Consider the following 13480-nt stretch of genomic DNA (forward strand, 5'->3'; position numbering starts at 1 on the left):
TTTAACGATGTTTGGCAAAATTTAGCCATTTTTAGCCCGTTTAGATATGATCAATTGAATTGAGGACACGCCCTAGTATCGACTATAGCATTGGTGGTCGCAAGCCTGCTTATCGTCAATTCAGCATAAAAAAAGACCTCGCTTGAGGTCTTTTTTGCTATCAACTAACCATTGCTTTTTAACGTTATTTTTTAACGTTGCTTCTTAAAGCTGTTTTAAATTACTTTCGAAAAACGATTCTTGTGTTTTTTCTCCAGATATTCATCAAAGACCATCGCAACGTTTCGACCCAATAAGCGTCCACGTGGTAAAACACGAATACCAGCGGCATCCATATCGATGAGCTTATCGTCTTGCATGGCGCCGAGCTGTGCTATTTCATCAATAAAATAAGTAATAGCATCGATACCGAATTTCTGATTCACATCTTTAAAATCAACATAGTCGTGACATAGCAAGTTCATAATCACATATTCACGCAGACGATCTTTGATCGATGTCTTAATGACTTTTACCGCTGGCATGACAGTAGGGTTGATTTTTGCCATATCAATATTGGCTTGATAGGCTTGCAGATCCGTATCATTCTGTAGGATATAGCGGGTACTGGCATTGGCGATTTGACTGATGGATGAGACCCCAAATCCTAATAGGTCGCAGTCACCCATGATGGTGTAACCTTGGAAGTTACGATGTAATTTGCCCTCGCGCTGTGCGACAGCAAGTTCATCATCAGGCTTGGCGAAATGGTCTATGCCGATATATTGATAGCCGGCTTCGCTCAACATATTGATAGTATTGCCAAGCATTGTAAGCTTCGCTGCTGGATTGGGTAGGTCTGCATCTTTAATCTGACGTTGCGCTTTAAATCGTTCTGGCAGATGCGCGTAGTTAAATACAGACAGACGATCTGGTGACATCTCTATGATGCGCTGTACGGTCTTGTCCAACGTCTCAGGCGTTTGATGTGGCAGACCATAAATCAAGTCGATGTTAATAGAGTGAAAGCCGAGTTCGCGCGCCTCGTTGAGTACGTTCTCAATCAATTCTGCGGAATGCACACGATTGACAGCGATTTGTACGGTTTCATCTAAATCTTGCACACCTAAACTGATACGGTTGAAACCAAGACCACGTAATACTTTCAATGTGTCTTCGCTCAGCTCGCGTGGGTCAATCTCAATAGAGTAATCACCTTCATCTTCAGGTAAAAATTCAAACTGCGTCTGTAAAAACTCCCACAGCTGAACCATTTCTTCATCGCGCAAAAATGTGGGTGTACCACCGCCCAAATGTAGCTGCTTGACCAATGGTTTGCTGCTACCTTCAGGTGCCGATAATAAGCGTCGTTTGTGCTTAATTTCGGCAATCAAGTACTGCAAATAGTCACCAGAGTCGCTATTTTTTTTGGTAATAATTTTATTGCAAGCACAGTAGTAGCAAAGATGACGACAGAACGGAATATGAAAATATAGCGACAGTGGTGCACGCACTTCACGGTTCTGCAGGATTTTGGTCTCAAGACTGTCAGCGATTGGCGCGAACTCTAAAGCCGTGGGATAAGAGGTATATCTAGGCCCTGAGCGATTGTATTTATGGATGATCGCTTCATCAAAGGCGGGTAGATGTTTGCTCGTAATACTGCCGCGCATACTGGCATAAGGATTGTCTGGTTGCATGACAGGACGTGTCGTGGTCGGCTGATCTCCGGCGCGATTGTAAGGCTGCTCGATATGGTCAGCACTGTTAGAATTGTTTTGTTCTGAATGTTCTGTCATGCGGTATTCCTCGTTTTGACCATATACATTGCTAGGATTTATGTGGTTCAAAGGGAGCAATTGAAACCGTTTGTTTAAGACCATTTCTCTAGCAATATTTATGTCTAAATAGACAGTGGCTAGTATAACAAATCCTTGTTAATAGTGGGGTGAATAGCGAGTACTCTTAGGCAAAACTTACTAAGATAATGAGCTCATGATTGAATCATCAATCACATGAGGTTTTATGACTCAAAACACGACATTTGCGTACCTATGTGTAATCCTCTATTATCGAGAGAGCCTCTTTATAGGAAACACTTATGTCGTTTGCTCAAGTCTATACCCGTTCAGTCGTTGGTCTGCACGCACCTAAGGTCATTATTGAGGTGCACTTGTCGCAAGGTTTGCCTGCACTCACCATTGTCGGTCTACCAGAAGCAGCGGTACGTGAGAGTAAAGACAGAGTACGTTCTGCGATATTAAATTCTGGATTTCAGTTTCCAAATCGCCGCCTCACTATTAACCTAGCGCCTGCTGACTTACCCAAAGACGGTGCAAGGTTAGATTTACCGATTGCTATCGGTATTTTGGCAGCCAGTGATCAGCTCGATCCAGACGTGCTATCAGGGTTTGAGTTTATCGGTGAATTGGCGCTAAATGGAAACTTGCGGCAAGTGACAGGCAGTTTGGCAGTGGCACGAGCGATTAAAGCGGAAGGGTTGGCGGCAAAATCATCGAGTAGTCATGAGCAATCACTGACTGAGCCGCTGCCAGTAGAAGCAGTAACATCGGTCAAATTAATCGTGCCAATGGATAATGGGGCAGAAGCCAGCCGTGTCGAGGGAGTGGAGGTATTAGGTGCCCACAGTCTCAAAGCCGTTTGTGACCACTTACAGTCGCTAGCGAATCCAAGCATACCCAATGAGAGTTTGGCAGTCGTCACACCCAGTCCAGCACCGCAGCATATTGGTTATCAAGTGGACTTGGCCGATGTCAAAGGTCAGCATCATGCGCGGCGTGCGCTGGAAATAGCCGCTGCAGGTGGGCACTCGATATTATTTACAGGGCCGCCTGGTTCAGGTAAGACATTGATGGCATCGCGTCTACCGACTATTTTACCTGATCTCAGTGATGAAGATGCGTTAGAAGTAGCCAGTACGTATTCAGTCGCAGACAGTGATTATGACTATGGTACACGGCCGTTCAGGCAAGTTCATCATACGATATCAGCTGTGGCACTGGTCGGTGGTGGTTCACGTCCGAAACCTGGTGAGATTACGCTGGCTAATAAAGGCGTATTATTCCTTGATGAATTGCCAGAGTTTGATCGTACGGTGTTAGAGGTGTTGCGTCAGCCATTAGAGGCTAAGCAGATAACGATTAGCCGTGCCAATTCACAGATGACCTTTCCTGCGAATTTTCAATTGGTCGCGGCGATGAATCCTTGCCCATGTGGCTATGATGGCGATGCATCAGGGCGTTGTCGCTGTCGACCCGAGCAGATTAAACGCTATCAAGACAAGCTATCAGGACCGCTATTAGATCGCATTGATTTGCATATCACGGTGCCCGCTTTACCGATTGCCGACTTGCAAAATGCTCAGGCTGGAGAAACCTCAGAACAAGTGAGGGTACGAGTAGCCGCCGCTCATAAAAATCAAATGCAGCGACAACAAAAGGTCAATAATGAGCTTAACCCTAGCGAGATTGATAAATATATCCAACTGGGAGAGGGTGAGCAGCAGCTATTACAACTCGCACAGCAGCGCCTGAATTTATCCGCGCGTGGCTACCATCGAGTATTGCGAGTGGCGCGTACCATCGCAGACCTGGCTGATAGTGTAGACATCACGAGCGTCCATGTATCCGAGGCACTCAGTTATCGCAGCAAATAATCTCATTTCAAGACCAATAAACCTATCAATGTGCTAAATGATGACACGGCCTAAAATAATCCAATGATATTGCCAGCATCGTCTAAATCAATCTGTTCTGCTGAAGGGCGTTTGGGCAAGCCAGGCATTTTCACGATAGGGCCACAGATCACCACGATAAAACCTGCACCAGAGGATATGCTGATATCACGTACATGGATATCAAAGCCAGTAGGCCGGCCCAGTAATTTGGCATCATCGCTCAGCGAATACTGCGTTTTAGCGATACACACTGGCATCTTATCGAGATTTAGGGCTTCTAGGCGGCGTATTTTGGACTGAGCCAGACTGCTGATATCAATATCATCTGCCCCATAAATTCGCTGTGCAATCGTGCGAATTTTATCAGCAATACTGTTGTCACTATCGTAAGCCAAACGGAATTGGCTAGGTTTATGACTGTTATTATGGAGCAATTTTAGCAAAGTGTTTGCTAATGCTTCGCCGCCTGCACCGCCTTTCTCCCATACTTGCGTTAGGGTAACTTCGACCCCTTTTTGCAGGCACGCTTGCCGTACCAGCTCGATTTCGGCGTCAGTATCACTGATGAACTGGTTGATGGCGACGACCACTGGTAGCCCATAGACTTCTTGCATGTTTTCGATATGCTTCATCAGGTTTGGCAAGCCTTGTTCAAGCGCTGCTAAGTTTTCGGTAGTTAGCTTGTCTTTGGCAATACCGCCATTGTATTTTAACGCTCGAATAGTGGCGACGATGACGGCCGCATCTGGCGTCAGTCCTGACAAGCGACATTTGATATCACAAAACTTCTGCGCACCAAGGTCGGCACCAAAACCTGCTTCTGTGAGTGTGTAGTCGGCCAAATGCATGGCCACGCGAGTCGCGATGACGGAGTTACAACCGTGCGCAATATTGGCAAATGGGCCACCATGGACGATAGCAGGCGTCCCTTCAATGGTCTGTACAAGGTTGGGTTTAATCGCTTCTTTTAGGAGTACTGCCATTGCACCGTGAGCATTGAGGTCTTTTGCATAGACTGGCTGTTTGTCTTTGTTATAGGCGATTAAGATATTGCCTAGGCGTTGTTTTAAGTCGTTCAAATCCGTCGCTAAGCAAAAGATTGCCATCACTTCAGAGGCAACGGTGATATCAAAACCATCCTCACGCATCACGCCATCTGTGGTTTTTCCGATACCGCTGATGATGTTGCGCAGTTGACGATCATTCATATCTACCGCTCGACGCCAGAATACTTGTTTTGGGTCGATATTCAGCTCGTTGCCTTGATAGATATGATTGTCTAACAGCGCCGACAGCAGGTTATTCGCCGCCCCAATCGCATGAAAGTCACCAGTAAAGTGTAGGTTGATATCTTCCATCGGCAGTACTTGCGCATAACCGCCACCCGCTGCACCACCTTTAATTCCAAATACGGGACCGATGGATGGCTCACGCATGGCGACTGCCGTTCTCTCACCGTTATTTTGCTGCTTATGAATGCGGTTTAGTGCGTCAGCCAAGCCGATAGTGACCGTGGTTTTTCCTTCACCAGCAGGCGTTGGGTTGATGGCGGTGACCAATATCAATTTGCTCTGCTTGCTCTTAACTGGCATCGCAAACACATCATCTGGATTTATTTTGGCTTTATAATGTCCGTAAGGTTCGATACTGGTGGCGGTTAAGCCAAGCTTTTGAGCAATGTCATTGATGGGTTGCAACGTCACTTTTTGAGCAATCGCAATATCACTAGGTACGGTCATATCAAAGGTCTCATCACAGTTTTCAAGAGTATCGGAATATTGGAATATAGGCATGTAGGATACGCCCTAATTATTTAAAAAATAATCCACCAAATCCGCAAAGTTATCAAACGCTTCGGTAGGATTCAACTCACGAATATCTTGCCCATAGTTATAGCCATAAGACAGTCCAAGCGTGTCCATATTGGCATTTTGTCCGGCTAAGATATCGTTTCTAGAATCACCAATCATAATGGCTTGTTCTGGAGAAATATTTAATGCTTCACAGACATGTAATAGCGGTGCAGGATCAGGCTTTTTGGTTGAGAGGCTATCACCGCCCAGCACTTCACTAAACAAGTCTTGCCAGCCAAATGACTGTAATATCTTCGGTACAAAACGAATGGGTTTGTTGGTCACTAACGCCAGTGTATAACCTGCGTCCTTCAGTTTTTTTAGTCCGCTATCGACATCTGGATAGGCGACGGTTTTGCTGCCACTGAGATTTTTATAAGCCTCAAAAAACAGGTGCTCTGCGTGATCGGCTTCCTCGACCGTTAACTCGTTTTCTAACACTTCTACCTTACCCACTAGCGCACGCTCCACCAATAATCTTGAGCCATTGCCTATCCAGTTGCGTATCGTCTCGATAGGGTAGGTTGCTTTGCCAAGCGTGGTCAACATAGTATTAGTCGCGTCAGCCAAGTCAGGCACACTATCAATGAGTGTTCCGTCGAAATCAAAAATCAAAAGTTGCTTATCCATTATTCCTCACTATTTGAAACAGTTATATTTGTTATGTCGGTTACATTGCGCTTCATGCCATACCTTAGCATAATCATGTTTTAAGGTTAGCAAATTCACTTTTTAATGTTCAGCAGACCCTAATGAACAGAAGTAATTATTCGATATTTTTATAACGCTCACGGTGTTCTTTTTTCATTCTTAAATAATCTTCGTTCTCACGACACTCGTCCCATTTTTGTTTAAATATGCGCGCTGACTCTGCTTTGATAGGATCCTCGACTTGCCGTGGTAACTCTTCACGCCCATGTGCACCGCTTTGGCCTTTTTTATCATCAGGCACGGCACCTTTGTATTTTTTGCCACCTTTATGATTGGCATAGCGGCGCGCACGGGTATAGCCCATTTGAATAAACTTGCGCGCTATATCTGCACCAACAAAGTCATCGTCAGCCAGATAATCTAAGAACATTCGATAGATAATCTCGCTACTCTCCGTCGCAATGTCAGGAGTGGCAAAGCGCCAATGCGGCAGGATTTCGGACTTATAAGGCTCTACGAGCAGTACGCCTTGCTCGCCGCGCCCAACACGATACAGCTCGGGCTGAGCGCGCAAGTCTAGGTTTTTGTAATCCAAATCGTAATCAAATTCTCTCATAACCTCACCTGATTAAGATATCGATGCTTAGTATACTCAGCCAAGCCGTTTAGAAAAAAGCACAAAAATGTTATGCAACCGTGACAGTAAGCGTTTAGCATAAAAAGATAATGAGCAAGGGCAGCGATAAAAGTAATCATGTTGAGGAATAAAATGAGCATAAATAAGTCAGGCTATTCGATATTATCAAAAAACGTATTTATGACGTTGGTACTCATAATATCAAGCATGCTAGCGGGTACGGCTGCCCATAGCGCTTGGTTTGAGCGGTTGATTCCACAAGGCGAGACTTATACGGTGCGCGAGACGGATCGTGATTTGGCATTTGTGATTGATGGGTTTATTTATGATGCGCGCACGTCTTGTTTTTTAGCAGTGGGCGATCGGGTGATATTTTTTGAAGGACGTCATGGTATTGATTACCGTGCGACGGTTTATGATTTGGACTCGCGTGAGCGTTGTGAGTTATTATTAAGAAAGCGTTTGTGATAAGTAAGAAAGCGCTTATAACAGTGGTCTTAAATACATCTGAACATGCTACCTAAACATAAAAATCTAAGCATAAAAAAAGCCCCAAACATAAATGTCTGGGGCTTTTTAGAATGCTTAAACGAAATGGTGGCTCGAGGCAGGTTCGAACTGCCGACACACGGATTTTCAATCCGTTGCTCTACCGACTGAGCTATCGAGCCGTCTTCGTTGAGGACGCTATTAAACTAAATATACGCACTGCTGTCAAGTAGTTTTTGCATTATATGTGATAAAAAAGCATAAATCATCGAACATAAGCAAAATAAGAGGTTTTAACTTCTTTGACATCGATACTTAATCTTTAACACGCAGTAGTTCGTACTCGCTCATAATACGATGAATATCCGTATCCACAGGGACAAACTCACGTACGCCTTTCTTCACCTCAGCATCATAAACCAGTTTAATAAACTTGGCATCAATGGCTCGGCCGCGATTTTGTGCATGTACGGTCAGGTATTGCAAGCGCTTAGCATTGGTCTGCCCATCATCAAAGCAGGCGACAGCAGCGATAGGCTTGTCATTAAACATACCGACATAGAGATATTGCCCACGCTTAAATCCTTGCTCGATGAGACTGAGTACATCGGCACCACTGGGCTGAGTATCATCGGTATCATATAAAGCCTGCAGGCGTTTTGCTAGCTCGTGTTCACGTGCAGGTTTTTTAATCAGTGGGGCATCCAAACTATTGATGGCGATCGCTTCTAAAGGCATAGCAGTTCCTATAAACAGAGGGTTTCTATGATGTGAGACATCATAATGTCATAGAGTGTGGTGTCGCAAATGGTCGTGTTATAGCATTAGCGTGCGTCATGATTGATAATACTGAACACACTATTTTAGCAGAATGAGGTAAATTTGTGCGTGGTTTACGGCTTGGACATAGCAGTAAATGTTAGGGTTTGCTATGATGAAGACAGACAATGCTTAGGGCGTGTCCTCAATTCAATCGATAGTCATCTAAATGGGTTAAAAATGGCTAAATCTTGCCAAACGGCGTCAAGTAGCTGACTAATATCTCGATATTATCTGCGCTATTTTCCTTGTTTGACTGCGATTTATCTCATTTTTATCACCATTTCTAAAGTGAGGTCACGCCCTAGTAGGCATAAATCCTAATATTATTCGTAAACATTGATAGATTTTTTAAATTTTTCATCATTCACTTATTTAAAGACTGGGGCGTGTTTTAGTCCTATGTTATTGACCGCTTTTCACTGATAAAAAATTGATAGAGAGTAGCCATGACAGCCAATGCAACTGAGCAAAACCCATCACAGAACCCGAACCTACATGGTCGTCCAGCGCGTATCGCCACGGTTGAGCGTATCACGGCAGAGACGCAAGTGAAGTGCACTGTCAACCTTGATGGTACTGGTCAAGGCACGGTAGACACTGGCGTGCCATTTTTGGATCATATGATTGATCAAATCAAGCGTCACGGTTTGTTTGACTTGGATATCAAGTGCACAGGCGATACCTTTATCGATGATCACCATAGCGTCGAAGACACTGGGATTACGCTTGGCCAAGCGTTCAATAAAGCGCTAGGCGACAAAAAAGGCATCCGTCGTTATGGGCATTTTTATGCGCCACTTGATGAGTCGTTGACTCGCGCCGTTGTCGATCTATCAGGTCGTCCTGGTCTACATATGGACATTCCATTTACCCGCTCGCACGTGGGCGGTTTTGATGTTGACTTGTTCAGTGAGTTCTTTTATGGCTTCGTCAATCACTCGTGGATGACCGTGCATTTGGACAATCTCAAAGGCAAAAACAGCCATCACCAAATCGAATCAACCTTTAAAGCTTTTGCTCGTGCATTACGTATGGCTTGTGAATATGACGAGCGTGCGTTGAACACCTTGCCATCGACCAAAGAGGCTTTCTAAGGTGTATTTAAGGCTGTTCTACAAGGTTACTCAAAAGGGCCAGTCAAGCTTGGCGTACTAGCTGTACAGCCTGCGCTTGACTTCCTTGTAGCAAAACCTTATCTACACCCGCGATAATAGAAAAGGCAATAGCCAACAATATAAATGGCTAACGATATAAATAGTACAGTAGTCAAAATATTTAAAAATGAGAACCAATCGATGACCAAAATTGCACTATTAGATTATGGTATGGGTAATTTGCATTCCGCCAGTAAAGCGTTGTCAGCGGTCGGGGCAGAAGTCTCTATCACCAATGATCCCAAAGTCGTCGCTGCGGCAGACAAGATCGTCTTCCCTGGTGTCGGTGCCATGCGCGACTGTATCGCTGGCATGCAAGAGGCAGGGATTGATGACGTCATACGCCATGCAGTATTCAACAAGCCCGTTATGGCCATCTGTGTGGGCATGCAGGCGTTGTTTGAGCAATCAGCTGAAAATGGTGGTACAGACTGTCTTGGCATCTTAAAGGGCAGTGTAGAAGCATTTGACCCTACGTGGAAAGACAAGCAAGGCGCTACGATTAAAGTACCGCATATGGGTTGGAATACCATTAGCAGTATGGATTTTGACCATCCGCTTTGGCACGGTATCGAAGACAACGCGCATTTTTACTTTGTGCATAGTTACTACTGTGAACCTGCTGATAGCGCGCAAGTAGCGGCGGTATGTGACTATGGTCAACCGTTCTGTGCCAGTGTGATCCAAGACAATCTATTTGCCACCCAGTTCCATCCAGAAAAGAGCCATACTGCTGGCTTGCAGTTGTTAAAAAACTTCGTCGAGTGGGATGTGTAAGTAGGTGATAAACGCGCAGTGAATATTTAATTTAGCATAAGGTAGATTATCAATTATATAATCTGCCTTTTTTATTCTCAGCTATAATGTCAGCCATACTTTCAGTTATTTTCTACTCGCCTATATTTGGAATATCTCAGTGGATTTTAATACCTTTAAAATCAATATTATTGAAACAACTGGCCTTGCCAAAGATGCTTTACATATCTATGTCGGCATCGGTATTTATCTACTTTGCCTGATGGTGCTGCGTCCTATCATTAAAAACCAAAGCATCAGATCATTCATGGCGTTAATCGTTGTGACTGGCATGGCTTTATTGGGAGAGTATTTGGACAATCGCCATATTATTATACCCAAAGGGCTTTTTGCATTAGAGATCGTAGACATCAAAGCAAGCATACATGACTTGATTAATACGTGCCTGTTGCCTTATGTGCTTTATGCGCTGAATAAGTGGACGAAGATCTTTCATCCAACCAGCAAGCCTACCTCGTTGACCAAACGCCATAAAAAAACGGACTATTAATTAGTCCGTTTTTTCGTTTTGCTATTTGAATTTATAATTCTAGTAGCTCATCTTATTTTTTGGCTTCATCATACAGCTCACGTACGACTTCACCAATCACTTTGATACCATCAGTCAGCGTCTGCTCATCCGCCGCGATACTCATACGAATACACTCATGTGCATGCTGATAATCGCTGACATCGACACCAGGGAAGAAATACTGACTTGGTACAATGAGCGTGCCTTTTTCTTTTAAAATCTCGTACAGCTCAACCGTGGTAATCGGCAAATCTTTAAACCACAACCATAAGAAAATCGCGCCTTCAGGCTTATGAATCATCAACGGATAATCACCCAATGCTTCTTTTAACAGCTTCACGGCAAGGGTCGCCTGCTTTTGATAAAACGGCTTAATCTCATTATCGGCTAACTGCTTGATACGGTCGTTTTCCACCAATGGCGTGGCAATCGCTGCACCAAAGCGTGTCGGCGCTAGATTCACCACCGCATTCATTGCGCTGACAGCTTCAATCACTTCAGCATCGGCCACGATAATACCAGTACGCATACCGGGTAGGCCAATTTTAGACAGGCTAAAGCACAGAATCGTATTGTCATCCCACGTCAAATGCGCGTCTGAATAGATGATGTTAGGGAAGGGCATACCGTAGGCATTATCGATAATAAGCGGTATGTCATAACGTTTGGCAATCTCGGCCAAATGCGCCATTTCGTCATCAGTCAGCACGTTGCCTGTTGGGTTGGTCGGGCGTGAGCAGCAAATCGCACCGATACGGCCTTCCTTTAGCGCTGGCAAGTTTTCTAATGCCTCAAAATCGACACAATATTTAAAGAAGCCGTCCTCGCCATCATGAGTCACTTCATCGATATGTGGCAATACCGCCGCGAAATGCTGACCTTCGACATGCACGTCGCTATAGCCGATATACTCAGGGGTCAATGGCAGTAGAATGGATTTATCGACAGATTTATTCATTTCATCAACGAAAGCGCCGCCAAATAGATTAAACAGATAGAAAAATGCATTCTGTGAGCCATTGGTCAGGGCGATATTTTCTGAGGTGAGATTCCAATCATAATGACGGTTAAAGAAGCCAACCAAGGCATCGATAAAGGCCGAATCACCTTGCGGATTAGAGTAGTTCGCCATGCTGATAATAGCGCTACTATTGGCTTCACCTGTATCGTTATCTGTGCCTAGTGCCTTATACGTCTCCAAAAACAGCTCATTGACGGCATCAATTTTGGCAGGGTTACCACCGCCCAGCATGTTGACTGGCTGATCGCTTTTTAGCGCATCACCCAAATCGTCCATCAATTGTGAGATGCCAGTGGGCTGGGTAAATTTTTGACCGAACTTTGAGAATTTCATAAGACTACCATGCTGTTTTGGAGGATGTTGTAAGAAGGAATTTGATTGATAAAAGTTAGGCTAGTATAGCAAATGAGGGCTAGGTAATCCCCTCAATAAATAAGCAAACTGCATGGCTGATATCGGTTTATATGCTTATACGTTGAGTGAAGTAAAAAACGCCTTCTAGGTGAATAGAAGGCATTTCGGTTTTCAGGCGACACAAGCGCTAGAGCCTACCAAGCTAACGCTTCAATCAGAGCTAAAAAACTCTACAATTGCTGATTAATAGTTGACAAATACCATTATTCATCTAGTATGAGACTTAGACCTGCGAATAGATTTTATCACTGTGTTTCACAGTGAGTGATTTTCATGCTACGTAGAGTTTCTTGCCATCCTCAGCGTATCCTCAGAGTTCCGTGGAATATTTTGGAATTTACCTATAAGGGCATAAGAGTATTCGTAGGTCTTCTAATTTAAAGTGAAAGACTAATAAATGACATATACCCCAAATTTAGATCAACTTAAATCAGCAACTACACTTCAAGATGTAGCCTTCCTACTTGATAAAACCAAACCTGCAAACCTTTCGTATCATCTGTATATATTAGGAACTGATAGAGATAAAAGCACAAAGGAAAAATATACAGAGTTTGAAATACCAAAAAAGCAAGGTGGTACTCGAAAGATACTAGCTCCTAATAAAGAGCTAAAAAAGATTCAGTCTTCTCTATCTAACTTTTTATATGACTGTATAGAAGAGATTAATCTAACGAGAAAGATTAAAGGTAACCTTTCATATGGTTACCAAAGAGGTATTTCGACAATGAACCATGCTAAGGTTCATTCAAAGAAAAGGTTTGTATTCAATATAGATTTAAAAGATTTTTTCGATTCCATCAATTTCGGAAGAGTTAGAGGATTTTTTATTGCAAACAATAACTTTAGTCTTCATCCGAAGGTAGCCACGATCTTAGCGCAAATCGCTTGTCATAATAACTCTCTCCCCCAAGGCAGTCCATGCTCCCCAGTTATATCTAATTTGATAGGCCATATTGTTGATATTAAGTTAGCTCAACTAGCCACAAGTTGTGGCTGTAGTTATTCTAGATACTGTGATGATATTACATTTTCTACGAATAAGAAGGTATTCCCACATAAGATTGCTTTCTCTAATGATAGTAATGAATACTTACCTAGTAAAAATCTGATTAACATAATTGAGAGGAGTGGTTTTGAGATAAATTTAAAAAAAGTTAGAATGAGTCTTTTTTATTCTCAGCAAAATGTGACAGGATTGACAGTCAATAAACGCGTTAATACGCCAAGATTATATAGAGATACAGTTCGTGCCTTGGTACATCATTTGTGCTTTAAGGGAGACTTTGAGTTCAAAAAGCCTTTTATAAAAGATAAAGTTGCGCGTAAAAAAGATGAACTAGATGAAAGGGCTATTAGGGAAAGAAAGCTAAATAGTTTACAAGGTATGCTTAACTATATAGCTCGTATTGAAAGTGATTATAGAGATAATAATT

Annotated in this window: 12 protein-coding genes and 1 tRNA gene; 6 read left to right on the forward strand and 7 right to left on the reverse strand. The window is 43.4% G+C overall.

Going from position 1 to position 13480, the window contains the following annotated elements:
• Window positions 1-215: 215 nt before the first annotated feature.
• Entirely contained in the window at window positions 216-1652 is a 1437-nt protein-coding gene (hemN, locus tag QL982_RS13055; RefSeq protein ID WP_290165401.1) for an oxygen-independent coproporphyrinogen III oxidase, read from the reverse strand.
• 428 nt (window positions 1653-2080) lie between these two features.
• Here hemN and QL982_RS13060 point away from each other — a divergent pair, with 428 nt between their 5' ends.
• Window positions 2081-3655, forward strand: coding sequence for a YifB family Mg chelatase-like AAA ATPase (locus QL982_RS13060; protein ID WP_290165397.1), 1575 nt, complete (start codon window positions 2081-2083; stop codon window positions 3653-3655).
• Between the two features lie 50 nt (window positions 3656-3705).
• Here the strand turns inward: QL982_RS13060 and QL982_RS13065 are convergent, their stop codons facing one another.
• The 3 genes from QL982_RS13065 to QL982_RS13075 form a co-directional block, all read right to left on the reverse strand.
• Window positions 3706-5415 carry a formate--tetrahydrofolate ligase gene (locus tag QL982_RS13065; RefSeq protein ID WP_290165399.1) on the reverse strand — a complete coding sequence of 570 codons (1710 nt, stop codon included), beginning with the start codon at window positions 5413-5415 and terminating at the stop codon, window positions 3706-3708.
• A 66-nt stretch (window positions 5416-5481) separates the two neighbouring features.
• Window positions 5482-6159: a phosphoglycolate phosphatase gene (locus tag QL982_RS13070; RefSeq protein WP_290165396.1), complete on the reverse strand. Its 678-nt coding sequence runs from the start codon at window positions 6157-6159 to the stop codon at window positions 5482-5484.
• Between the two features lie 136 nt (window positions 6160-6295).
• Window positions 6296-6796: a DUF4385 domain-containing protein gene (locus QL982_RS13075; protein WP_290165394.1), complete on the reverse strand. Its 501-nt coding sequence runs from the start codon at window positions 6794-6796 to the stop codon at window positions 6296-6298.
• A gap of 153 nt (window positions 6797-6949) precedes the next feature.
• Here QL982_RS13075 and QL982_RS13080 point away from each other — a divergent pair, with 153 nt between their 5' ends.
• Window positions 6950-7285: a hypothetical protein gene (locus QL982_RS13080; protein ID WP_290165392.1), complete on the forward strand. Its 336-nt coding sequence runs from the start codon at window positions 6950-6952 to the stop codon at window positions 7283-7285.
• A 127-nt stretch (window positions 7286-7412) separates the two neighbouring features.
• On the opposite strand, the gene QL982_RS13085 is transcribed toward QL982_RS13080, so the two are convergent.
• Together QL982_RS13085 and QL982_RS13090 are read right to left on the reverse strand one after the other, a co-directional pair.
• Window positions 7413-7488: transfer RNA gene (locus QL982_RS13085), tRNA-Phe, on the reverse strand.
• Window positions 7489-7621: 133 nt separating this feature from the next.
• Complete coding sequence (locus QL982_RS13090; protein ID WP_290165390.1) at window positions 7622-8044, reverse strand: hypothetical protein; 423 nt, start codon at window positions 8042-8044, stop codon at window positions 7622-7624.
• Between the two features lie 530 nt (window positions 8045-8574).
• Between QL982_RS13090 and hisB the strand changes: the two genes are divergently transcribed.
• The 3 genes from hisB (at window position 8575) to QL982_RS13105 (ending at window position 10588) form a co-directional block, all read left to right on the forward strand.
• Entirely contained in the window at window positions 8575-9222 is a 648-nt protein-coding gene (gene hisB, locus QL982_RS13095) for an imidazoleglycerol-phosphate dehydratase HisB (RefSeq protein ID WP_110922184.1), read from the forward strand.
• Between the two features lie 201 nt (window positions 9223-9423).
• Window positions 9424-10059: an imidazole glycerol phosphate synthase subunit HisH gene (hisH, locus tag QL982_RS13100; RefSeq protein ID WP_290165794.1), complete on the forward strand. Its 636-nt coding sequence runs from the start codon at window positions 9424-9426 to the stop codon at window positions 10057-10059.
• A 139-nt stretch (window positions 10060-10198) separates the two neighbouring features.
• Window positions 10199-10588 (forward strand): hypothetical protein, encoded by a 390-nt coding sequence (locus tag QL982_RS13105; protein WP_290165792.1) that lies wholly within the window; start codon window positions 10199-10201, stop codon window positions 10586-10588.
• A gap of 52 nt (window positions 10589-10640) precedes the next feature.
• Here the strand turns inward: QL982_RS13105 and QL982_RS13110 are convergent, their stop codons facing one another.
• Window positions 10641-11963 (reverse strand): valine--pyruvate transaminase, encoded by a 1323-nt coding sequence (locus tag QL982_RS13110; protein WP_290165790.1) that lies wholly within the window; start codon window positions 11961-11963, stop codon window positions 10641-10643.
• Between the two features lie 478 nt (window positions 11964-12441).
• On the opposite strand from QL982_RS13110, the gene QL982_RS13115 reads away from it, so the two are divergent.
• The coding region (locus tag QL982_RS13115; protein WP_290190377.1) for a reverse transcriptase domain-containing protein at window positions 12442-13480 on the forward strand (1039 nt) is incomplete at its 3' end.

The organism is Psychrobacter sp. 5A.1, assembly GCF_030407455.1.
Lineage (GTDB): Bacteria > Pseudomonadota > Gammaproteobacteria > Pseudomonadales > Moraxellaceae > Psychrobacter.